Here is a 19,605-nt window from a genome sequence, read left to right on the forward strand (position 1 = left end):
TCCGTGAGGTAGGTACGCTCAAGCCTTGTGCCTGGGGTGTGCCTGGGCTCGGCTGCGTGTCCTCAACCGCATGGCGAGTCCGTAAGTGGCCACCGCAATCTGCGCCCCTTCTGCCTCTGGGCGGGAGCCTGCAGTATTCGACACACCCGACCGCGTGGGTCGGCGATGTTCCAGGTTAGTTTCACGAACGGCACACAGAAACCGGAGAAGTAGTGCCTACGATCCAGCAGCTGGTCCGGAAGGGCCGGCAGGACAAGGTCGAGAAGAACAAGACGCCCGCGCTCGAGGGTTCGCCCCAGCGCCGCGGCGTCTGCACGCGTGTGTTCACGACCACCCCGAAGAAGCCGAACTCGGCACTCCGTAAGGTCGCGCGTGTGCGTCTGACCTCCGGTATCGAGGTCACGGCCTACATCCCGGGTGAGGGACACAACCTGCAGGAGCACTCCATCGTGCTCGTGCGTGGTGGCCGTGTGAAGGACCTGCCGGGTGTTCGTTACAAGATCATCCGCGGCTCGCTCGACACCCAGGGTGTCAAGAACCGCAAGCAGGCCCGCAGCCGCTACGGCGCCAAGAAGGAGAAGTAAGAATGCCTCGTAAGGGCCCCGCCCCGAAGCGCCCGGTCATCATTGACCCGGTCTACAGCTCTCCTCTTGTCACCTCGCTGATCAACAAGATCCTCCTCGACGGCAAGCGTTCCACCGCCGAGCGGATCGTGTACGGCGCCATGGAAGGCCTCCGCGAGAAGACCGGCAACGACCCGGTCATCACGCTGAAGCGCGCGCTTGAGAACGTCAAGCCCTCGCTCGAGGTCAAGTCCCGCCGTGTCGGTGGCGCCACCTACCAGGTGCCGATCGAGGTCAAGCCCGGTCGCGCGTCCACCCTCGCTCTGCGCTGGCTCGTCGGTTACTCCCGCGCCCGCCGCGAGAAGACCATGACCGAGCGCCTCATGAACGAACTGCTCGACGCCTCCAACGGCCTCGGCGCTTCGGTCAAGAAGCGTGAGGACACCCACAAGATGGCCGAGTCGAACAAGGCCTTCGCGCACTACCGCTGGTAGTCGCTACCCACATCGAGACCGAGAGAAGATTGAGCCTTATGGCCACCACTTCGCTTGACCTGGCCAAGGTCCGCAACATCGGGATCATGGCCCACATCGACGCGGGCAAGACGACCACCACTGAGCGGATCCTGTTCTACACCGGCGTCTCGTACAAGATCGGTGAAGTCCACGACGGCGCTGCCACGATGGACTGGATGGAGCAGGAGCAGGAGCGCGGCATCACGATCACGTCCGCCGCGACGACCTGCCACTGGCCGCTCAATGATGTTGACCACACCATCAACATCATCGACACCCCGGGTCACGTCGACTTCACCGTCGAGGTGGAGCGTTCGCTCCGCGTCCTCGACGGCGCTGTCACCGTGTTCGACGGTGTGGCCGGCGTCGAGCCGCAGTCCGAGACCGTGTGGCGTCAGGCGGACCGCTACGGCGTGCCGCGTATCTGCTTCGTCAACAAGCTCGACCGCACCGGTGCGGACTTCTTCCGTTGCGTCAACATGATCGTGGACCGCCTCGGCGCGACCCCGATCGTCATGCAGCTCCCCATTGGCGCGGAGGCCGGCTTCACGGGCGTCGTCGACCTCGTGTCGATGAAGGCCTTCGTGTACCCCGAAGAGGCCGCCAAGGGCGAGATGTACAACGTCACCGAGGTCCCGGACAACCTCAAGGAGAGCGCCGACGAATGGCGCGCCAAGCTCCTTGAGGCCGTGGCCGAGAACGACGACGCCATGATGGAGCTGTACCTGGAGGGCAACGAGCCCACCCAGGAGCAGCTGCACGCGGCGATCCGTCGGATCACGCTGGCGTCCAAGGGCAGTGCCGACTCGGTCACCATCACCCCGGTGTTCTGTGGCACGGCGTTCAAGAACAAGGGCGTTCAGCCCCTGCTCGACGCCGTTGTGCGCTACCTGCCTTCCCCCCTGGACGTCGAGGCCATCGAGGGCCACGACGTGAAGGACCCGGAGAAGGTCGTCTCGCGCAAGCCCTCGGACGACGAGCCGTTCTCCGGCCTGGCGTTCAAGATCGCGAGCGACCCGCACCTCGGCAAGCTCACCTTCGTCCGGATCTACTCCGGTCGCCTTGAGGCCGGCACCGCGGTGCTGAACTCGGTCAAGGGCAAGAAGGAGCGCATCGGCAAGATCTACCGCATGCACGCGAACAAGCGTGAGGAGATCGCGTCGGTGGGCGCCGGTGACATCATCGCCGTCATGGGCCTGAAGCAGACCACCACCGGTGAGACGCTGTGTGACGACAAGAACCCGGTCATCCTGGAGTCCATGGACTTCCCGGCGCCGGTCATTCAGGTCGCCATCGAGCCCAAGTCCAAGGGTGACCAGGAGAAGCTGGGTGTCGCCATCCAGCGCCTCTCGGAGGAGGACCCCTCCTTCCAGGTGCACTCCGACGAGGAGACCGGCCAGACCATCATCGGTGGTATGGGCGAGCTTCACCTCGAGGTGCTCGTCGACCGCATGAAGCGCGAGTTCCGCGTCGAGGCGAACGTCGGCAAGCCCCAGGTCGCGTACCGCGAGACGATCCGCAAGGCCGTCGAGCGCATCGACTACACGCACAAGAAGCAGACTGGTGGTACCGGCCAGTTCGCGAAGGTGCAGATCGCCCTTGAGCCCATCGAGGGTGGCGACGCCTCCTACGAGTTCGTCAACAAGGTCACCGGTGGCCGCATCCCCCGTGAGTACATCCCCTCGGTGGACGCGGGTGCTCAGGAAGCCATGCAGTTCGGCATCCTGGCCGGTTACGAGATGGTCGGCGTCCGCGTCACCCTTCTCGACGGTGGTTACCACGAGGTCGACTCCTCGGAGCTCGCCTTCAAGATCGCCGGTTCGCAGGCGTTCAAGGAGGGTGCCCGCAAGGCCTCTCCCGTGCTCCTTGAGCCGATGATGGCCGTCGAGGTCACCACGCCCGAGGACTACATGGGCGATGTCATCGGCGACCTGAACTCCCGCCGTGGCCAGATCCAGGCCATGGAGGAGCGCAGCGGTGCTCGCGTCGTGAAGGGCCTCGTGCCCCTCTCGGAGATGTTCGGCTACGTCGGAGACCTCCGCAGCAAGACCTCGGGTCGCGCAAGCTACTCGATGCAGTTCGACTCCTACGCCGAGGTTCCGCGGAACGTCGCCGAGGAGATCATCGCGAAGGCCAAGGGCGAGTAACTCTTCCGAGTTCACGCTTTAGGCTTGTCACCGGAGCCCGGTGCGGCATTCGGTACATAGCGCAAGCAATGTGCCGAATGCCCCCGGCCCCGGCATCCCAGCAAAGATCACCTGGCGCCGATGAAGCAAGGCGTACAGAACCACTCCGCAGGAGGACCCAGTGGCGAAGGCAAAGTTCGAGCGGACTAAGCCGCACGTCAACATCGGCACCATCGGTCACATTGACCACGGTAAGACGACCCTCACGGCCGCCATTACCAAGGTGCTGCACGACGCGTACCCGGACCTGAACGAGGCCTCGGCCTTCGACCAGATCGACAAGGCTCCCGAGGAGCGCCAGCGCGGTATCACGATCTCGATCGCGCACGTCGAGTACCAGACGGAGTCGCGTCACTACGCGCACGTCGACTGCCCGGGTCACGCGGACTACATCAAGAACATGATCACGGGTGCGGCGCAGATGGACGGCGCCATCCTCGTGGTCGCGGCCACCGACGGCCCGATGCCGCAGACCAAGGAGCACGTGCTCCTGGCCCGCCAGGTCGGTGTCCCGTACATCGTCGTCGCCCTGAACAAGGCCGACATGGTGGACGACGAGGAGATCATGGAGCTCGTCGAGCTCGAGGTCCGTGAGCTCCTCTCCGAGTACGAGTTCCCGGGCGACGACCTTCCGGTCGTGCGTGTCTCGGCGCTCAAGGCTCTTGAGGGCGACAAGGAGTGGGGCCAGTCGGTCCTGAACCTGATGGCCGCCGTCGACGAGTCCATCCCGCAGCCCGAGCGTGACGTCGAGAAGCCGTTCCTCATGCCCATCGAGGACGTCTTCACGATCACCGGTCGCGGTACGGTCGTCACCGGCCGTATCGAGCGTGGTGTCCTGAAGGTCAACGAGACCGTCGACATCGTCGGTATCAAGACCGAGAAGACCACCACCACGGTCACCGGCATCGAGATGTTCCGCAAGCTGCTCGACGAGGGCCAGGCCGGTGAGAACGTCGGTCTGCTCCTCCGTGGCATCAAGCGCGAGGACGTCGAGCGCGGCCAGGTCATCATCAAGCCGGGTTCGGTCACGCCGCACACCGAGTTCCAGGCGCAGTCCTACATCCTGTCGAAGGACGAGGGTGGCCGTCACACCCCGTTCTTCAACAACTACCGCCCGCAGTTCTACTTCCGTACCACGGACGTAACGGGCGTTGTGACCCTCCCCGAGGGCACCGAGATGGTCATGCCGGGTGACAACACCCTCATGGACGTCGCGCTGATCCAGCCGGTCGCCATGGAAGAGGGCCTGAAGTTCGCCATCCGTGAGGGTGGCCGGACCGTGGGCGCCGGCCAGGTCACCAAGATCATCAAGTAGTTTCTGCTTGATCGTCTGACCTGGTAGCTCGCTGAGCTGCAAGAAGGGCCCTGTACCTCTCGTGAGAGAGGTACAGGGCCCTTCGCTTTGTGCTGAGCGTTCCGGCACGTGATCCGTGGAGCGGGCCCCCGGGGTCAGACGCCCGCGATGGACTGGATCCAGGAGCGGTACGCGGTGACGTTCGTGTACGCGGTCGTGGTCTGCCGGTCACTGGTCGAGGCGACGCCCACCTGGACACCGCCCGCCGTCATCGGGCCGCCCGAGTCCCCGCCGGCGGTGATGCCGTTGCCGCGGCGCGCACAGATCGCCGAGCCGCCGTACGCGTCGGTGCAGCCGCCGCTGACGGTCACACTGGCCACCTTCAGATAGCGCGACTGACAGTTGGCCTCGGAGCCGCACTGCGAGGTGGCGCCCCAGCCGAACACCTGGACGCTCTGCCCGACGCTCACCGAGCCGGGCTGTCCGAGCGGGGAGTAGGTCCCCTGAACGGACCGGTCCAGCCGCACCAGCGCCAGGTCCGCGCTGTGGGTGTAGGTCTGCACACCGTTCGCCACCGTGCCGCCGCTGTGCTGGTCGATACTGCCGATCCGGAACGACAGCCCGCCGCCGGTGACGCAGTGCTTCGCCGTGAGGATCCAGGTCGGCGCGATGATCGTCGACGAACAGGTCTCCCTGCCGTTGGAGAAGAGACGCGCGGCCCACGGGGCGTTCTGCGCGTAGCCGCCGCCGATGATCGGCTGGACGGCCTGGGCCGTGGGGGGAGGGGTGGCCGGGGAGGCCGAGGCGGTGGGTGCGAGAAGGGCGAGGACGGAGACCGCCGCGGCGGCGACGGCGGGCACGAGCCTGGCTATTCGCATGGTTCCTCGTTTCGGGGAGGCACGCCCGTGGGCGTGTCTGTGGGGGTCGGTCGGCCCCAGGGTCCCGAAGACGGAGTGAACCGGGTACTAACGCTTGGATACAACGCGGCGTTATGCCTCGCGTGCGGGCGGTCACCAGCAGCCCGTGCCGCGTGGCGGCTGCGGCGGTACGGGCCCCGCTACCCGGCCACGGCCGCGACGACGGAGGCGATGATCGCCAGGGCGGGCTGCGCGATGTCGGCGGCCCCCGCGAGCATCTCCCGCAGCCGCTCCGCCCGCAGCCGGACCGCGGGCCCGTCCGGCTCGGGTTCCGCGGAGAGCCGGGCCAGGTCGTGCACGGCGGCCGCGGCCTCGTCGCGGTCGGCGTCGGCGAGGTCCGTACTGGAGAGGGTCAGCCGGAGCAGACTGCGCAGCTCCTCGTGGCACAGGGCCGTTCCGTGCTGGTTCTGGAAGTCCTGGACGACGGTGTCCACGGGACGGTTGATGAAGGTGGTGTTCTGCCCGTGGAAGTGGAAATTCTCGGTCACGGATGCTCCTGGCGTGAGAATGACCCGGCAGTTGTCGAGGTGGTAGTCGGTGCTGGGCGCGGGGGCCGGCCGCAGCGCCGCCCTGATCGCCCGCTGGGCCGCTTCGACCGCGGCGAATGCCGCGGCGTCGCCGTCCCGGCCGCTGCGCAGCAGTGCGCGCAGTACGGTCCGGCTGTCGCTCGTCGCGCCGTCCCGCTGCCTCTCGAACGACAGCGGCCCGTAGTAGCTGCCGCCCGGTGGCGCCTCCCCTGCCGGAGAGGCGGTTTCGAGCGCCCTGGCGATACGGCCGAAGAGGGTACGGAAGTACCTCGGGGTGACGTCCTCCACCGGAAAGACGATCTTCCGCTCGCCCCAGGGCAGCCCCGGCCGGCTGTCGAAGAAGACGAGGCAGGGCAGGAGTTCCGGGTCCACCTTCAGACGGGCGGCGATCTTGTAGGCGCCCTGGGGGTCGTACGGCTGCCAGTGGAGCCACCGCATCGACGAGAGCACCCGGTACAGCTCCGGCTCCAGGTGCGCGCGCCAGTACTTCCGTGCCTCGGCCCATCTCGCCTGCCGCTCGACGACGAAGACCCGGGTGTTCGGCCCGGACAGGGCGTTGAGGTCCTCGAAGTGCGTCCGGACGTACGTCGCCAGCTCCACGTCGGCCGTGGTGTAGAGGAGTACGCCCCACAGCCTCGGCCCGTCGTCGGGGGCGGTCCCGTTCATGGCGAGTTGCAGCCGCTCCAGCAGGACGGCCGGGTTCATGGCCGGGCCCATGGCGTAGCAGCCCTCGGCGGTGCGCTCGACGCACAGGACGACGAGGTCGTCCTCGCCGAGACCGGCCCGCTCCAGTGTCAGCCCGTCGTCGAACCGTTCGTCGGTGACGGGATCGGCCAGCCAGGTCCGCAGGACCCGGTCCGCGAACGGGTCCCTCCCGTCCGGCGGAGGCCCCGCATCCCGCCGGGCGACACCGCGTCGGCGGGCTTCGCCCAGCGCGTGTGCCAGGCAGTCGGCCACGGTCATGGACGGCGGTACGGAGATCTCGAAGGCCCGGCCGAGCGTGTCGTCGTACAGCGCCTGCCAGCGGGCCGAGGCGTCTTCCACGCTGCCGGACGAGGCGCCACCGGACGAGGCGGTGCCCGTATCCGGGCGGAAGGATTCCAGGCGTTCGAGCCGCCATGCGGTCCGGTTCCCGTAGCGGCCGTAGAAGTCGGCCCAGTCACCTTCCACGACATCGATCAGCAGACGCACCGAGCCTCCCCCGAGAGCTGTGGGGGACCAGGTTAGGCCGCCGGGCCGGACAGGTCCGGGCGAACGGGGAAAGTGGTGTCAGGCCGCCGGCTCGCGGACCATGAACGCATCGACCGGGTCCCGGCGCTCCTCGACGAAGCCGTGCCGCTCGTACAGGGCCCGTGCCGCGCTGCCCCGGAGCACGGCCAGCCGCACGCGTGCGCCCTCCCGGTCGGCGCGCTCCAACAGGGAGCGCAGTACGCCGGTGCCGATGCCGCGGCCCTGGAGCGCGGGGGAGAGGTAGAAGTTCTCCAGCCACCATCCGTCCGGCGCGTGGTCCGCGGTGCCGTCCGTCGCGCTGTCCGTACCGGGGCGCAGGGACACACAGCCCGCGAGCGCTCCGTCCACGAGGATCACCGAGGTGTGCTCCGGGGCGTACGCGTCGCGCAGCCGCTGCCGAACGCGGTGCTCGTCGTACCGCCCCAGACGCTCCAGGTCGGGGCGCATCACCAGGGCCCGCAGCTCGGCCAGGGGCTCGATGTCCTCGGGGGTGGCGGTGCGGAAGGCCCAGCCGGGCTTCGTGCGTGTAGACATGGCCGGATTCTTTCAGGCGAGCTGATGGCTCCAGTTGTCGCCCGGCAGCCCGGCCCTACTGCCCGGTCACGCATGTGCACCGTCCGTTGTCGAACGGGCCGGACCCTGGCACCATGCCGTGGTTATGGCGAGAAGACTCTCTTTTCCGGTCCCGGTACTCACGGTCGACACCCCCCAGCAGATGAACCGCCCCGTTACCAACAGCTGGGTCGTCTGGGGCGACCAACAGGTCTTCCCCGGCGAAGCGTTCTCGTCCCTGAGCGTGAACGCGGCCAACGTCGGGGCCAGCGAGGTCATCGGCGCACGCCTGACGAGCATCCAGAAGGGGGTGGATGCCGGTTCCTGGTACGTGGTGGCATACGGGACCGCGATCTCGTACGGATAGGACGGGGCGCTCAGCTGCGAGCGCCCGGCGGACAGCCCTCAGGCGGCGGTCCGCGCCGGTTCGGTCCGGCAGTCGCCGCAGTGGCCGGGGGCGTGGGAGCGGAACGCGCGGTCGCAGCCGTCGCACGTCTGGAACGGGGTGACCGTGACACGGCGGCGGGGGAGCGCGAGGTCGTCGGCGCCGGGGAGCGGTGGGGGCAGCAGGGAGGTCAGCCGGTGCCTGAGGAGTTTCGCCGGGTGCCTGAGGGGATGGGGGAGGTCGCTGGTGAGCGTGTGGCGGATGGTGTCGGGGTGAGCCTCGCGTTCGAGCCAGGCCGCGACGCCAGGTGCCAGATGGCGGACGTCGTTCTCGGACAGCGCGAGTTGGGGCGCATGGCGGCGCAGATCGGTGACGAGCGCGGTGGCGGTGCGGTGCAGTTCCGGGGTGAGTTCGCGGGGCTGGGGGAGTGGCGGGGGCGGCGGCTTGGGCGCGGTCGGCGGCGGTACGAAGCGCGAGCTGCGTGGGGGAGCGCAGGGCGGTGACGACGGGGCGGGTGCCGGGGCTGAGGTCTCGGCCGGTGCCTCGGCCGGTGTCTCGTCCGGGACCGGCGGTTGGTGCTCCGGTGCGGCGGAGGGGCCGGGTGCCTCCGGTACGGCGGGAGCGGCTGCTGCCTGGGGCACGGGCGGCTCGGGCGTCGGTGCCCGTGCCGGGACCCGTCCTTGCGCGGGCGGGGGCGGTTGCGGCGTCGGCTGCCGGTCCGTGCGTGTCCGTAAGAGTTCTGCGGGCTGGTTGCAGAACACGGTGCGGGTGACGATCCTGCCCCCCGGCAGGCGGATACGTGTCCGTTGCAGGTAGCCGTGGGCCTCCAGCTCGCGCAGGGCGGCGGCGATGCGGCTCTCACCTTCGGGGAAGCGGGCGGCAAGCGCCTTGATCCCCACGTCGGCCCCCGGGGGCAGCGACTGGATGCGCACGGCGATACCCACGGCGGTGGAGCTGAGGCCGGGGTGCTGAGCGAGGTGGTTGCCGACGACCGTGAAGCGGCTGGTGTGCGGGATCACGATGTGGATCACGCCGGAGGCCGGGAGAGGTCCGGGAACCTCCGCCAGGGCGCGGGTGAGGGCAGTACTCTGCTGAACATCCATCGGGAAGCTGTTCTCTTCCTCGTTGGTCAGGCCCTCGATCGGGATTGCTGTCCCGGCCGGGGGCCGACGTATGTGCTGGTGTGGTGGCGTGAGCATATGCCTCCCAACCAGCGCGAAAGCCAGCTGAGTTGGCAAACCTCACCCGTGTGAGTGACGAGCTCCCGGGGTGCTTCAGGTAGGGGACGGGGTGGGGTCGGGTGGGGTTTTTTCTCCGAGTTCTTTACGTAGTTGACGTCGAGGGCCACCGCGTCGTGGCCGCCCACGATCCGGTCGGGAATACCGGGTCGTGACATCCCACGACCCGGTGGAGGCGGTCAGCGCGCGAGGTCGAGTTCGGCCCACACCGTCTTGAGCGGTACGGGTCCGGGGGCGACGCCCCAGTGGTCGGCCAGGGCCTCGACGATGAGCAGGCCCCGTCCGCTCTCCGCGTCGTCCTCGGGCGCCTTGACGGCCCCCGGACCGGGCGGAACGCTGTCGCCCCGGGTGTCGGCCACCTCGATCCGCAACAGGGCCTCGCCACGGACAGCGAGGTGCAGCCGGAAGTCCCGGCCCCGTACCCGGCCGTGCACCGAGGCGTTCGCCGCCAGCTCGGCGACGATGTGCGCCGCCGACTCCGAAGGGAGCCCCCAGGCGCCGAGACGGGCCACGGTGAGCAGCCGGGCGAGCCTGGCCGCCCGCCGGGTGGGCGAGAGCAGCACGGTGAACGTCCGGCTCGCGGCGGGGCGTTGGACGCGGACCATTTCTTGGTTCATGTCACTCAGCGTGGCCGCCTCTGCGTACCGTGCCCAGTGACTGAGCCCTTGCGTACGGTGATTGTCCAGGGCTTGTCCGGCGCTGTCCTGACTGTCCGGCGTGACGCACCGGGAACGGACGCGGTTGAGAGAAGAACGGCACGCACGTCGGAAGTGGGGCTCGCATGAGCGTGATTGGCGACGGTTCGGGACACGGGGACGGCACGGAGCGCGGGGACGGCGCGGGGTACGGGGACGGTACGGAGCACGGGGGCGGCAGCGCGGACGAGCCCGGCTGGGACGTCGATCCCGACGACGAGTCCGGGGTGGCGGTGGTCGCCGCCGTGGGCCGCCAGATCAAGGCGTGGCGCGAGGCGGCGGGGATGCGGGCGTGCGAGCTCGGGGCGCAGATGGGGTACGGGGAGGACCTCGTCTACAAGGTGGAGGGCGGCCGGCGCATCCCCCGCCCGGAGTTCCTGGACCGTGCGGACGCGGTGCTGGGGGCGGGCGGCAAGCTCGCGGCGATGAAGCCGGATGTCGCGGAGGTGCGGTACCCGAAGAAGGTGCGGGACCTGGCGAAGCTAGAGGCCAGGGCTGTTGAGCTGGAGGCCTACCACAACCACAACATCAACGGCCTGTTGCAGACCGAAGGCCATATGCGAGCCCTGTTCGCCTCATGGCTCCCCGCCTACACGCTGGATGAAATGGATCGCGTGGTGGCCGCTCGGCTGGCCCGGCAAGCCATCTTCGACCGGGACCCGCTCCCGTCGCTCAGTTTTGTCCAGGAAGAGGTGACGCTTCGACGTCCGGTCGGAGGCACAATGGTGTGGCGTCGACAACTCGAACGCCTCCTGGAAGTAGGGCAATTACGGAATGTGGCGATCCAGGTGATGCCGACCCATCGCGAGGAACACCCTGGGACCGGCGGGCTGATCGAAGTGCTGAAGTTCCCCGACGGCAGCGCGGTGGGGCGGTCCGAAGGCGCGTTCGGAGGGCGTCCAGTCTCTGACCCGAGGCAGCTCAGGATCCTGGAATTGCGCTGTGGGATGATCCGGGCCCAGGCTCTCTCGCCACGGGAGTCACGGGCCTTCATTGAGAAAGTGCTGGGAGAGACATGATCCAGAAGCTCTCTGCTGGGGACGCTTCCGCGCTGAAGTGGTTCAAGAGCAGCTACAGCAGCAGTGGCGACGGCAACGACTGCGTCGAGGTCGCGACCGCCCTTGCCGCCGTGCACGTACGTGATTCCAAGAACGTCCGGGGTCCGCGTCTCGCCGTCACCCCCGCCGCGTGGGCGGGTTTCGTCTCGTACGCAGCCGGGCACTGACCTCTCTACGTACCCACGCCGCAGCCTTTCCTTTGGCCGATGTCGGGCTGGGCGCGCTTCTGTCCGAAGAACCCGCCTTTGGAGAGACATGATCCGCAAGCCTTCTGCCCGGGACGGTTCCGAGCTGCGGTGGTTCAAGAGCGGCTACAGCGATAGCAGCGACGGCAGCGAGTGCGTCGAGGTTGCCACTGCCTCCGGCGCCGTCCACGTCCGTGATTCCAAGGACGTCCAGGGCCCGCGTCTCGCCGTTACTCCCGCCGCGTGGGCTGGTTTCGTCTCGTACGCCGCCGGGCACTGACCCCTTCCGAGGTGGGAGCGACATGATCCACAAGCCGACCGCCGGGGACGCTTCCGCGCTGAAGTGGTTCAAGAGCAGCTACAGCGATAGCAGCAACGGCAGCGAGTGCGTCGAGGTTGCCACCGCCTCCGGCGCCGTCCACGTCCGTGATTCCAAGGACGTCCAGGGCCCGCGCCTCGCCGTTACTCCCGCCGCGTGGGCTCGCTTCGTTTCGTACGCCGCTGGGCACTGACCCCCTCTGCCGTGGGAGCGACATGATCCGCAAGCCCTCGACCCGGGACGTTTCTGCGCTGGAGTGGTTCACGAGCAGCTACAGCGACAGCAGCAACAGCAACGAGTGCGTCGAAGTCGCGACCACCCCGGACACCGTCCACATCCGCGACTCCAAGGACGTCCAGGGTCCGCTTCTCGCCCTTACCCCCGCCGCGTGGGTGCGCTTCGTCCCGTACGCCGCCGGGTACGCCTCCGGGCGCTGACCCCTCTACGTACGCGCGCCCCAGTCCAAGGCCCACGCCCGGCCGGGGACGCGCCGAATGCGCGCCCGCGTTTGACCGCTCCCTCGCGGGGGGTAAGATTCTGGGCCCGATTGGCCAGGCTCACACCCCGTATGGCACACTGACCAGGTTGCTCGGTTGAGTGTCAATGCTGCGCGCCTCCCGCCGGGAGGACCGGAAGCGAGTCCCACAGTACTCGTCGGCCCCATGCGGGCCGGACGTACGGGAATCTTCCGGGAAGTAAAGCAGGGCGCCGGCCAGGCACCCGGTGGGTGTTCCGCCCCCGGTTCCGCGGTCCTCGGGCCCGCACCCCCTTGGTTGGGATTTCCTTCGGGAGATTTTCGTAGAGGGGATGCGACACGCCCGACCGCGTGGGTCGGCGGAGGAGTTACGAGAACCCCCGGGTTCCAGAGCGTTTCGAGAGACAGGACTACTAGTAGCCATGGCGGGACAGAAGATCCGCATCCGGCTCAAGGCCTACGACCACGAGGTCATCGACTCTTCGGCGAAGAAGATCGTCGAGACGGTGACCCGCACTGGTGCGTCGGTCGCGGGCCCGGTGCCGCTGCCCACTGAGAAGAACGTGTACTGCGTCATCAAGTCGCCGCACAAGTACAAGGACTCGCGCGAGCACTTCGAGATGCGCACGCACAAGCGCCTCATCGACATCCTCGACCCCACGCCGAAGACGGTTGACTCGCTCATGCGTCTCGACCTGCCGGCGGGCGTCGACATCGAGATCAAGCTCTGAGGTGACGCGCGAGATGGCTAAGAACATTAAGGGCGTCCTGGGCGAGAAGCTCGGCATGACCCAGGTCTGGGACGAGAACAACCGGGTCGTCCCGGTGACCGTCGTCAAGGCCGGGCCCTGCGTCGTCACCCAGGTCCGCACCAACGACAACGACGGCTACGAGTCGGTCCAGATCGCCTTCGGCGAGATCGACCCGCGCAAGGTGAACAAGCCCCTCAAGGGCCACTTCGCCAAGGCCGACGTGACCCCCCGCCGCCACCTGGTGGAGCTCCGTACCCCTGACGCCAGCGAGTACACGCTGGGCCAGGAGATCACCGCCGAGGTGTTCGAGTCCGGCATCAAGGTTGATGTCACGGGCAAGAGCAAGGGCAAGGGCTTCGCCGGTGTCATGAAGCGTCACAACTTCAAGGGCCTCGGCGCCGGTCACGGCGTGCAGCGCAAGCACCGTTCGCCCGGCTCCATCGGTGGCTGTGCCACCCCCGGCCGTGTCTTCAAGGGCATGCGCATGGCGGGTCGCATGGGCAACGAGCGGGTCACCACCCAGAACCTGACCATCCACGCGGTTGACGCGGAGAAGGGTCTGCTCCTCATCAAGGGCGCGGTCCCCGGTCCGAACGGCGGCCTCGTCCTGGTCCGTACCGCGGCCAAGGGGGCTTGAGGTAATGAGCACCATTGACATCCTTTCGCCGGCAGGCGACAAGGCCGGTACCGTCGAGCTCCCCGCGGAGATCTTCGACGCCAAGACCAGCGTTCCGCTGATCCACCAGGTCGTCGTCGCACAGCTGGCAGCTGCCCGTCAGGGCACGCACAAGACCAAGACCCGCGCCGAGGTCCGAGGCGGTGGCCGCAAGCCGTACCGCCAGAAGGGCACCGGCCGCGCGCGCCAGGGTTCGACCCGTGCGCCGCAGTTCGCCGGCGGTGGCGTCGTCCACGGCCCGCAGCCGCGTGACTACTCGCAGCGCACCCCGAAGAAGATGAAGGCCGCCGCCCTGCGTGGTGCCCTCTCCGACCGGGCGCGTCACTCCCGTATCCACGTCGTCACCGGCGTGGTCGAGGGTGCGATCTCCACGAAGGCCGCGAAGACGCTGCTCGGCAAGATCAGTGAGCGCAACAACGTGCTCCTGGTCGTCGACCGCGCCGACGAGGCCGCGTGGCTGTCCGCACGCAACCTGCCCCAGGTGCACATCCTGGAGCCGGGCCAGCTGAACACGTACGACGTGATCGTCTCTGACGACGTGGTCTTCACTCAGGCCGCTTTCGAGTCCTTCGTGTCTGGCCCCCAGACCGCTGAGACCGAAGGGAGCGACGCCTGATGAGCGAGGCGACCGTTACCAGCTCGACCATCACGAGCAAGACCTACTCGGACCCGCGCGACGTTCTCGTCAAGCCGGTTGTCTCCGAGAAGAGCTACGCGCTGCTCGACGAGAACAAGTACACGTTCATCGTCGCGCCCGGCTCCAACAAGACCCAGATCAAGCAGGCCGTGGAAGCGGTCTTCTCGGTCAAGGTCACCGGGGTCAACACGATCAACCGGCAGGGTAAGCGCAAGCGCACCAAGACCGGCTTCGGCAAGCGCGCTGACACCAAGCGCGCCATCGTGACCCTCGCCGAGGGCGACCGTATCGACATCTTCGGCGGCCCGACCTCCTGACGGAGGTCGAGTCGTCCGGAATCGGACGAGGACTGAGAAATGGGTATCCGCAAGTACAAGCCGACGACCCCGGGCCGTCGTGGCTCCAGCGTCGCCGACTTTGTCGAGATCACGCGGTCCACGCCGGAGAAGTCGCTGGTCCGCCCCCTGCACAGCAAGGGCGGCCGTAACAACGCCGGTCGGATCACCGTTCGCCACCAGGGTGGCGGACACAAGCGCGCCTACCGCGTGATCGACTTCCGTCGTCACGACAAGGACGGCGTGCCGGCCAAGGTCGCGCACATCGAGTACGACCCGAACCGCACCGCGCGCATCGCGCTGCTGCACTACGCGGACGGCGAGAAGCGCTACATCGTCGCCCCGCGTGGCCTGTCGCAGGGTGACCGTGTCGAGAACGGTCCGGCCGCAGACATCAAGCCGGGCAACAACCTGGCGCTGCGCAACATCCCGGTCGGTACGACCATCCACGCCATCGAGCTGCGGCCCGGCGGCGGCGCGAAGTTCGCCCGTTCCGCGGGTACTTCCGTGCAGCTGCTGGCGAAGGAGGGCACCATGGCCCACCTTCGTATGCCGTCCGGTGAGATCCGGCTGGTCGACGCCCGCTGCCGCGCCACCATTGGCGAGGTCGGCAACGCCGAGCAGTCGAACATCAACTGGGGCAAGGCCGGCCGTATGCGCTGGAAGGGCGTACGCCCGACCGTCCGCGGTGTCGCGATGAACCCGGTTGACCACCCGCACGGTGGTGGTGAAGGCAAGACCTCCGGTGGACGTCACCCGGTCTCGCCGTGGGGTCAGAAGGAGGGTCGTACTCGCTCGCCGAAGAAGGCATCGAGCAAGTACATCGTCCGCCGCCGCAAGACGAACAAGAAGCGCTAGGAGCGGGTTTAGATGCCGCGCAGTCTCAAGAAGGGGCCCTTCGTCGACGGCCACCTCATCAAGAAGGTGGACGTACAGAACGAAGCAGGCACCAAGAACGTCATCAAGACCTGGTCCCGTCGCTCGATGATCGTCCCGGCCATGCTGGGTCACACCATCGCGGTGCACAACGGCAAGATCCACGTCCCGGTGTTCGTCACCGAGTCGATGGTCGGCCACAAGCTCGGCGAGTTCTCGCCGACTCGCACCTTCCGCGGCCACGTCAAGGACGACCGGAAGTCGAAGCGCCGCTAGCGCGGGGTGGAAACGACTATGACTTACACCGAAGGGACAACCATGGAAGCCAGGGCCCAGGCGCGGTACATCCGCGTCACGCCCATGAAGGCCCGCCGAGTGGTGGACCTCATCCGTGGCATGGATGCCACGGAGGCTCAGGCGGTCCTGCGTTTCGCCCCGCAGGCCGCGAGCGTGCCGGTTGGCAAGGTGCTTGACAGCGCCATCGCCAACGCTGCACACAACTACGACCACACCGACGCCTCTTCGCTGGTCATCAGCGAGGCGTACGTGGACGAGGGCCCGACCCTGAAGCGGTTCCGTCCGCGTGCTCAGGGCCGTGCCTACCGGATCCGTAAGCGGACCAGCCACATCACCGTGGTCGTCAGCAGCAAGGAAGGAACCCGGTAATGGGCCAGAAGGTAAACCCGCACGGGTTCCGGCTCGGCATTACCACGGACTTCAAGTCCCGTTGGTACGCCGACAAGCTGTACAAGGACTACGTCAAGGAAGACGTCGCCATTCGTCGCATGATGACGAAGGGCATGGAGCGGGCCGGCATCTCGAAGGTCGAGATCGAGCGCACCCGCGACCGCGTCCGCGTTGACATCCACACCGCCCGTCCGGGCATCGTCATCGGCCGCCGCGGCGCCGAGGCCGATCGCATCCGTGGCGAGCTGGAGAAGCTGACCGGCAAGCAGGTCCAGCTGAACATCCTCGAGGTCAAGAACCCCGAGGTGGACGCTCAGCTGGTGGCCCAGGCCGTCGCCGAGCAGCTCTCCTCCCGCGTCTCCTTCCGTCGTGCCATGCGCAAGAGCATGCAGAGCTCGATGAAGGCCGGCGCCAAGGGCATCAAGATCCAGTGCGGCGGTCGCCTCGGCGGCGCCGAGATGTCCCGCTCGGAGTTCTACCGCGAGGGCCGCGTGCCCCTGCACACGCTCCGTGCGAACGTCGACTACGGCTTCTTCGAGGCCAAGACGACCTTCGGCCGCATCGGCGTGAAGGTCTGGATCTACAAGGGCGACGTCAAGAACATCGCCGAGGTCCGCGCCGAGAACGCCGCAGCCCGCGCCGGCAACCGTCCGGCTCGTGGCGGCGCTGACCGCCCGGCCGGCCGCGGTGGCCGTGGTGGCGAGCGTGGCGGTCGCGGCCGCAAGCCGCAGCAGTCGCCGGCAGCCGAGGCCCCCAAGGCCGACGCTCCCGCCGCCGCTGCTCCGGCTGCTGAGAGCACCGGAACGGAGGCCTGACCGAAATGCTGATCCCCCGTAGGGTCAAGCACCGCAAGCAGCACCACCCGAAGCGCAGCGGTATGTCCAAGGGTGGCACGCAGGTTGCGTTCGGCGAGTACGGCATCCAGGCGCTGACTCCGGCGTACGTGACGAACCGCCAGATCGAGGCAGCTCGTATCGCGATGACCCGCCACATCAAGCGTGGCGGCAAGGTCTGGATCAACATCTACCCGGACCGCCCCCTGACGAAGAAGCCTGCCGAGACCCGCATGGGTTCCGGTAAGGGTTCTCCCGAGTGGTGGATCGCGAACGTCAAGCCCGGTCGGGTGATGTTCGAGCTGTCCTACCCGAACGAGAAGATTGCTCGTGAGGCGCTTACCCGCGCTGCTCACAAGCTTCCGATGAAGTGCCGGATCGTTCGGCGCGAGGCAGGTGAGTCGTGATGTCGGCCGGTACCAAGGCGTCCGAGCTGCGCGAGCTGGGCAACGAGGAGCTTCTCAACAAGCTCCGCGAGGCCAAGGAAGAGCTGTTCAACCTCCGCTTCCAGGCGGCGACTGGTCAGCTCGAAAACCACGGCCGGCTCAAGTCCGTCCGTAAGGACATCGCCCGGATCTACACCCTGATGCGTGAGCGCGAGCTGGGCATCGAGACGGTGGAGAGCGTCTGATGAGCGAGAAGACTGTGACTGAGACCAAGACCGACCGCGGTTTCCGCAAGACCCGTGAGGGTCTGGTCGTCAGCGACAAGATGGACAAGACCGTCGTCGTCGCTGTCGAGGACCGTGTCAAGCACGCGCTGTACGGCAAGGTCATCCGCCGTACGAACAAGCTCAAGGCCCACGACGAGCAGAACGCTGCCGGCGTCGGCGACCGTGTCATCATCATGGAGACCCGGCCGCTGTCCGCCTCGAAGCGCTGGCGCATCGTCGAGATCCTCGAGAAGGCCAAGTAATTCCTGAGGGGCATTCCCCTCAGGCAAGTTCCGCCAGGCTCGGTGGGGAGTCTCCGTAAGGCGCTTACGTTCTCGTAGGCCGCTCATGGAACTCCCCGCCGGGAACCGGCAGACGATCAGGAGATAGACGTGATCCAGCAGGAGTCGCGACTGCGCGTCGCCGACAACACGGGTGCGAAGGAAATTCTCACCATTCGTGTTCTCGGTGGCTCGGGTCGCCGCTACGCGGGTATCGGTGACGTCATCGTCGCCACCGTCAAGGACGCGATCCCCGGTGGCAACGTGAAGAAGGGTGACGTCGTCAAGGCCGTCATCGTTCGCACCGTCAAGGAGCGTCGTCGTCAGGATGGCTCGTACATCCGCTTCGACGAGAACGCCGCCGTCATTCTGAAGAACGACGGCGACCCCCGCGGCACCCGCATCTTTGGCCCGGTTGGCCGAGAGCTGCGCGAGAAGAAGTTCATGAAGATCATCTCGCTCGCGCCGGAGGTGCTGTAAGCATGAAGATCAAGAAGGGCGACCTGGTTCAGGTCATCACCGGTAAGGACAAGGGCAAGCAGGGCAAGGTCATCGTTGCCTACCCTGCTCAGGACCGCGTCCTCGTCGAGGGTGTCAACCGGGTCAAGAAGCACACGAAGGCCGGTCAGACCGCTCGCGGTTCGCAGACCGGTGGCATTGTGACGACCGAGGCTCCCGTCCACGTCAGCAACGTGCAGCTGGTTGTTGAGAAGGACGGCAACAAGGTCGTTACTCGCGTCGGCTACCGCTTTGACGACGAGGGCAACAAGATCCGCGTTGCCAAGCGCACCGGTGAGGACATCTGATGACTACCACCACTGCGCCGCGTCTCAAGACGCGCTACCGCGAGGAAATCGCCGGCAAGCTGCGTGAGGAGTTCTCGTACGAGAACGTCATGCAGGTTCCCGGTCTGGTCAAGATCGTGGTCAACATGGGTGTGGGCGACGCCGCCCGCGACTCCAAGCTGATCGACGGGGCCGTCAAGGACCTCACCACGATCACCGGTCAGAAGCCGGCCGTCACCAAGGCCCGCAAGTCCATCGCGCAGTTCAAGCTGCGCGAGGGCCAGCCCATCGGCTGCCACGTCACCCTCCGCGGTGACCGGATGTGGGAGTTCCTGGACCGTACGCTGTCGCTCGCGCTGCCGCGTATCCGTGACTTCCGCGGCCTGTCGCCCAAGCAGTTCGACGGCCGTGGCAACTACACCTTCGGTCTCACGGAGCAGGTCATGTTCCACGAGATCGACCAGGACAAGATCGACCGGGTCCGGGGCATGGACATCACCGTGGTCACCACGGCGACCAACGACGACGAGGGTCGTGCCCTCCTTCGTCACCTCGGCTTCCCGTTCAAGGAGAACTGACCGTGGCGAAGAAGGCTCTGATCGCTAAGGCCGCCCGCAAGCCGAAGTTCGGCGTTCGCGGGTACACCCGCTGCCAGCGCTGCGGCCGGCCCCACTCCGTCTACCGCAAGTTCGGCCTCTGCCGCGTGTGCCTTCGTGAGATGGCTCACCGTGGCGAGCTGCCGGGCGTGACCAAGAGCTCCTGGTAATTTCCCCTCGCCCTTTGGGCGTTGGGATTACCCGGAGACTCTCGGTAAGCATCTGGTCGGCAGGAGCCCCTCCTTTCATGCCGTAGGCTTGAAGGGTTGGGCGCCTGCCGCCCAAGACCGACTTACTACGCCGTAGGTCCCCGCACCGCACCCGTCCCGCCACTGAGTGGGGAGAGGGATGGCGCA

The 19,605-nt window shown here is 67.3% G+C and carries 30 protein-coding genes; 25 read left to right on the forward strand and 5 right to left on the reverse strand.

From position 1 onward, the window contains the following. Positions 1-212 precede the first annotated feature (212 nt). The 4 genes from rpsL to tuf all read left to right on the forward strand — a co-directional run bounded on the left by rpsL (position 213) and on the right by tuf (position 4,579). Positions 213-584 carry a 30S ribosomal protein S12 gene (gene rpsL / locus ACIGJO_RS23335; RefSeq protein ID WP_003948652.1) on the forward strand — a complete coding sequence of 124 codons (372 nt, stop codon included), beginning with the start codon at positions 213-215 and terminating at the stop codon, positions 582-584. 2 nt (positions 585-586) lie between these two features. Continuing rightward, positions 587-1,057, forward strand: a complete 471-nt coding sequence (rpsG, locus tag ACIGJO_RS23340) for a 30S ribosomal protein S7 (RefSeq protein ID WP_003966970.1) — start codon at positions 587-589, stop codon at positions 1,055-1,057. 38 nt (positions 1,058-1,095) lie between these two features. Beyond that, positions 1,096-3,225, forward strand: a complete 2,130-nt coding sequence (gene fusA / locus ACIGJO_RS23345; RefSeq protein ID WP_399960984.1) for an elongation factor G — start codon at positions 1,096-1,098, stop codon at positions 3,223-3,225. 160 nt (positions 3,226-3,385) lie between these two features. Next, entirely contained in the window at positions 3,386-4,579 is a 1,194-nt protein-coding gene (tuf, locus tag ACIGJO_RS23350) for an elongation factor Tu (RefSeq protein ID WP_015610719.1), read from the forward strand. Between the two features lie 134 nt (positions 4,580-4,713). Here tuf and ACIGJO_RS23355 read toward each other — a convergent pair whose 3' ends face one another. From ACIGJO_RS23355 to ACIGJO_RS23365, 3 genes are all read right to left on the reverse strand, one after another. Continuing rightward, positions 4,714-5,436 (reverse strand): S1 family peptidase, encoded by a 723-nt coding sequence (locus ACIGJO_RS23355; RefSeq protein WP_399960987.1) that lies wholly within the window; start codon positions 5,434-5,436, stop codon positions 4,714-4,716. A gap of 179 nt (positions 5,437-5,615) precedes the next feature. Continuing rightward, positions 5,616-7,193: a hypothetical protein gene (locus tag ACIGJO_RS23360; protein WP_399960989.1), complete on the reverse strand. Its 1,578-nt coding sequence runs from the start codon at positions 7,191-7,193 to the stop codon at positions 5,616-5,618. Positions 7,194-7,271: 78 nt separating this feature from the next. Then, positions 7,272-7,766, reverse strand: coding sequence for a GNAT family N-acetyltransferase (locus ACIGJO_RS23365; protein ID WP_399960991.1), 495 nt, complete (start codon positions 7,764-7,766; stop codon positions 7,272-7,274). A 181-nt stretch (positions 7,767-7,947) separates the two neighbouring features. Here ACIGJO_RS23365 and ACIGJO_RS23370 point away from each other — a divergent pair, with 181 nt between their 5' ends. Further along, positions 7,948-8,151, forward strand: a complete 204-nt coding sequence (locus ACIGJO_RS23370; RefSeq protein ID WP_399960993.1) for a heavy metal-binding domain-containing protein — start codon at positions 7,948-7,950, stop codon at positions 8,149-8,151. A gap of 38 nt (positions 8,152-8,189) precedes the next feature. Here the strand turns inward: ACIGJO_RS23370 and ACIGJO_RS23375 are convergent, their stop codons facing one another. Together ACIGJO_RS23375 and ACIGJO_RS23380 are read right to left on the reverse strand one after the other, a co-directional pair. Then, positions 8,190-9,272 (reverse strand): hypothetical protein, encoded by a 1,083-nt coding sequence (locus ACIGJO_RS23375; RefSeq protein WP_399960995.1) that lies wholly within the window; start codon positions 9,270-9,272, stop codon positions 8,190-8,192. 314 nt (positions 9,273-9,586) lie between these two features. Next, complete coding sequence (locus ACIGJO_RS23380; RefSeq protein WP_399960997.1) at positions 9,587-10,024, reverse strand: ATP-binding protein; 438 nt, start codon at positions 10,022-10,024, stop codon at positions 9,587-9,589. A 164-nt stretch (positions 10,025-10,188) separates the two neighbouring features. On the opposite strand from ACIGJO_RS23380, the gene ACIGJO_RS23385 reads away from it, so the two are divergent. From ACIGJO_RS23385 to ACIGJO_RS23480, 20 genes are all read left to right on the forward strand, one after another. After that, positions 10,189-11,121: a helix-turn-helix domain-containing protein gene (locus ACIGJO_RS23385; RefSeq protein ID WP_399960999.1), complete on the forward strand. Its 933-nt coding sequence runs from the start codon at positions 10,189-10,191 to the stop codon at positions 11,119-11,121. Then, the gene (locus ACIGJO_RS23390) at positions 11,118-11,327 is read left to right on the forward strand and encodes a DUF397 domain-containing protein (protein ID WP_399961001.1); all 210 of its coding nucleotides are present in this window, start codon (positions 11,118-11,120) and stop codon (positions 11,325-11,327) included. Before ACIGJO_RS23385 ends, ACIGJO_RS23390 begins: the two co-directional genes overlap by 4 nt. A gap of 88 nt (positions 11,328-11,415) precedes the next feature. Next, positions 11,416-11,625, forward strand: coding sequence for a DUF397 domain-containing protein (locus ACIGJO_RS23395; protein WP_399961003.1), 210 nt, complete (start codon positions 11,416-11,418; stop codon positions 11,623-11,625). Between the two features lie 22 nt (positions 11,626-11,647). Then, a complete protein-coding gene (locus tag ACIGJO_RS23400; RefSeq protein WP_399961005.1) occupies positions 11,648-11,857 on the forward strand; it encodes a DUF397 domain-containing protein in 210 nt (69 codons plus the stop codon). Positions 11,858-11,879: 22 nt separating this feature from the next. Next, on the forward strand, positions 11,880-12,101 hold the full coding sequence (locus ACIGJO_RS23405) for a DUF397 domain-containing protein (protein WP_399961007.1): 222 nt from the start codon (positions 11,880-11,882) through the stop codon (positions 12,099-12,101). A gap of 460 nt (positions 12,102-12,561) precedes the next feature. After that, entirely contained in the window at positions 12,562-12,870 is a 309-nt protein-coding gene (rpsJ, locus tag ACIGJO_RS23410; RefSeq protein ID WP_003948644.1) for a 30S ribosomal protein S10, read from the forward strand. A 13-nt stretch (positions 12,871-12,883) separates the two neighbouring features. Next, a complete protein-coding gene (rplC, locus tag ACIGJO_RS23415; protein ID WP_329940671.1) occupies positions 12,884-13,528 on the forward strand; it encodes a 50S ribosomal protein L3 in 645 nt (214 codons plus the stop codon). 4 nt (positions 13,529-13,532) lie between these two features. After that, positions 13,533-14,183, forward strand: coding sequence for a 50S ribosomal protein L4 (gene rplD / locus ACIGJO_RS23420; protein WP_073718389.1), 651 nt, complete (start codon positions 13,533-13,535; stop codon positions 14,181-14,183). Beyond that, entirely contained in the window at positions 14,183-14,521 is a 339-nt protein-coding gene (gene rplW / locus ACIGJO_RS23425) for a 50S ribosomal protein L23 (protein ID WP_031096361.1), read from the forward strand. The genes rplD and rplW overlap by 1 nt, the downstream gene beginning before the upstream one ends. Positions 14,522-14,560: 39 nt before the next feature. Further along, positions 14,561-15,397, forward strand: coding sequence for a 50S ribosomal protein L2 (rplB, locus tag ACIGJO_RS23430; protein WP_073718388.1), 837 nt, complete (start codon positions 14,561-14,563; stop codon positions 15,395-15,397). Between the two features lie 12 nt (positions 15,398-15,409). Continuing rightward, positions 15,410-15,691, forward strand: a complete 282-nt coding sequence (rpsS, locus tag ACIGJO_RS23435) for a 30S ribosomal protein S19 (protein WP_003966956.1) — start codon at positions 15,410-15,412, stop codon at positions 15,689-15,691. Between the two features lie 42 nt (positions 15,692-15,733). Next, on the forward strand, positions 15,734-16,081 hold the full coding sequence (gene rplV / locus ACIGJO_RS23440; protein WP_004571827.1) for a 50S ribosomal protein L22: 348 nt from the start codon (positions 15,734-15,736) through the stop codon (positions 16,079-16,081). Then, the gene (gene rpsC, locus ACIGJO_RS23445; protein ID WP_007446736.1) at positions 16,081-16,917 is read left to right on the forward strand and encodes a 30S ribosomal protein S3; all 837 of its coding nucleotides are present in this window, start codon (positions 16,081-16,083) and stop codon (positions 16,915-16,917) included. The genes rplV and rpsC overlap by 1 nt, the downstream gene beginning before the upstream one ends. 5 nt (positions 16,918-16,922) lie before the next feature. Continuing rightward, complete coding sequence (gene rplP, locus ACIGJO_RS23450) at positions 16,923-17,342, forward strand: 50S ribosomal protein L16 (RefSeq protein WP_014047785.1); 420 nt, start codon at positions 16,923-16,925, stop codon at positions 17,340-17,342. Further along, entirely contained in the window at positions 17,342-17,566 is a 225-nt protein-coding gene (gene rpmC, locus ACIGJO_RS23455; protein ID WP_014047786.1) for a 50S ribosomal protein L29, read from the forward strand. Before rplP ends, rpmC begins: the two co-directional genes overlap by 1 nt. Beyond that, a complete protein-coding gene (gene rpsQ / locus ACIGJO_RS23460) occupies positions 17,566-17,850 on the forward strand; it encodes a 30S ribosomal protein S17 (RefSeq protein ID WP_399961010.1) in 285 nt (94 codons plus the stop codon). Before rpmC ends, rpsQ begins: the two co-directional genes overlap by 1 nt. A 129-nt stretch (positions 17,851-17,979) precedes the next feature. After that, positions 17,980-18,348 (forward strand): 50S ribosomal protein L14, encoded by a 369-nt coding sequence (gene rplN / locus ACIGJO_RS23465; protein ID WP_003966950.1) that lies wholly within the window; start codon positions 17,980-17,982, stop codon positions 18,346-18,348. A 2-nt stretch (positions 18,349-18,350) separates the two neighbouring features. Next, on the forward strand, positions 18,351-18,674 hold the full coding sequence (gene rplX, locus ACIGJO_RS23470; protein ID WP_018550616.1) for a 50S ribosomal protein L24: 324 nt from the start codon (positions 18,351-18,353) through the stop codon (positions 18,672-18,674). Then, a complete protein-coding gene (rplE, locus tag ACIGJO_RS23475) occupies positions 18,674-19,231 on the forward strand; it encodes a 50S ribosomal protein L5 (protein WP_073718383.1) in 558 nt (185 codons plus the stop codon). The genes rplX and rplE overlap by 1 nt, the downstream gene beginning before the upstream one ends. 2 nt (positions 19,232-19,233) lie before the next feature. Further along, positions 19,234-19,419, forward strand: a complete 186-nt coding sequence (locus ACIGJO_RS23480; RefSeq protein WP_003948630.1) for a type Z 30S ribosomal protein S14 — start codon at positions 19,234-19,236, stop codon at positions 19,417-19,419. The last annotated feature ends 186 nt before the right edge of the window (positions 19,420-19,605 follow it).

Source organism: Streptomyces sp. NPDC079020, from assembly GCF_044542225.1.
Lineage (GTDB): Bacteria > Actinomycetota > Actinomycetes > Streptomycetales > Streptomycetaceae > Streptomyces.

Coding starts and splice junctions, on each gene's coding strand:
- rplC (WP_329940671.1), top strand. CDS start 12,884: ATGGCTAAGAACATTAAGGGCGTCCTGGGCGAGAAGCTCGGCATGACC.
- ACIGJO_RS23390 (WP_399961001.1), top strand. CDS start 11,118: ATGATCCAGAAGCTCTCTGCTGGGGACGCTTCCGCGCTGAAGTGGTTC.
- rplW (WP_031096361.1), top strand. CDS start 14,183: ATGAGCGAGGCGACCGTTACCAGCTCGACCATCACGAGCAAGACCTAC.
- ACIGJO_RS23375 (WP_399960995.1), bottom strand. CDS start 9,272: ATGGATGTTCAGCAGAGTACTGCCCTCACCCGCGCCCTGGCGGAGGTT.
- ACIGJO_RS23400 (WP_399961005.1), top strand. CDS start 11,648: ATGATCCACAAGCCGACCGCCGGGGACGCTTCCGCGCTGAAGTGGTTC.
- rplB (WP_073718388.1), top strand. CDS start 14,561: ATGGGTATCCGCAAGTACAAGCCGACGACCCCGGGCCGTCGTGGCTCC.
- rpsJ (WP_003948644.1), top strand. CDS start 12,562: ATGGCGGGACAGAAGATCCGCATCCGGCTCAAGGCCTACGACCACGAG.
- rpsG (WP_003966970.1), top strand. CDS start 587: ATGCCTCGTAAGGGCCCCGCCCCGAAGCGCCCGGTCATCATTGACCCG.
- rplP (WP_014047785.1), top strand. CDS start 16,923: ATGCTGATCCCCCGTAGGGTCAAGCACCGCAAGCAGCACCACCCGAAG.
- ACIGJO_RS23370 (WP_399960993.1), top strand. CDS start 7,948: ATGAACCGCCCCGTTACCAACAGCTGGGTCGTCTGGGGCGACCAACAG.
- ACIGJO_RS23365 (WP_399960991.1), bottom strand. CDS start 7,766: ATGTCTACACGCACGAAGCCCGGCTGGGCCTTCCGCACCGCCACCCCC.
- ACIGJO_RS23385 (WP_399960999.1), top strand. CDS start 10,189: ATGAGCGTGATTGGCGACGGTTCGGGACACGGGGACGGCACGGAGCGC.
- rplV (WP_004571827.1), top strand. CDS start 15,734: ATGGAAGCCAGGGCCCAGGCGCGGTACATCCGCGTCACGCCCATGAAG.
- ACIGJO_RS23380 (WP_399960997.1), bottom strand. CDS start 10,024: ATGAACCAAGAAATGGTCCGCGTCCAACGCCCCGCCGCGAGCCGGACG.
- rplD (WP_073718389.1), top strand. CDS start 13,533: ATGAGCACCATTGACATCCTTTCGCCGGCAGGCGACAAGGCCGGTACC.
- rpsQ (WP_399961010.1), top strand. CDS start 17,566: ATGAGCGAGAAGACTGTGACTGAGACCAAGACCGACCGCGGTTTCCGC.
- rpmC (WP_014047786.1), top strand. CDS start 17,342: ATGTCGGCCGGTACCAAGGCGTCCGAGCTGCGCGAGCTGGGCAACGAG.
- ACIGJO_RS23395 (WP_399961003.1), top strand. CDS start 11,416: ATGATCCGCAAGCCTTCTGCCCGGGACGGTTCCGAGCTGCGGTGGTTC.
- rpsC (WP_007446736.1), top strand. CDS start 16,081: ATGGGCCAGAAGGTAAACCCGCACGGGTTCCGGCTCGGCATTACCACG.
- ACIGJO_RS23405 (WP_399961007.1), top strand. CDS start 11,880: ATGATCCGCAAGCCCTCGACCCGGGACGTTTCTGCGCTGGAGTGGTTC.
- ACIGJO_RS23355 (WP_399960987.1), bottom strand. CDS start 5,436: ATGCGAATAGCCAGGCTCGTGCCCGCCGTCGCCGCCGCGGCGGTCTCC.
- rplE (WP_073718383.1), top strand. CDS start 18,674: ATGACTACCACCACTGCGCCGCGTCTCAAGACGCGCTACCGCGAGGAA.
- rplX (WP_018550616.1), top strand. CDS start 18,351: ATGAAGATCAAGAAGGGCGACCTGGTTCAGGTCATCACCGGTAAGGAC.
- fusA (WP_399960984.1), top strand. CDS start 1,096: ATGGCCACCACTTCGCTTGACCTGGCCAAGGTCCGCAACATCGGGATC.
- rpsS (WP_003966956.1), top strand. CDS start 15,410: ATGCCGCGCAGTCTCAAGAAGGGGCCCTTCGTCGACGGCCACCTCATC.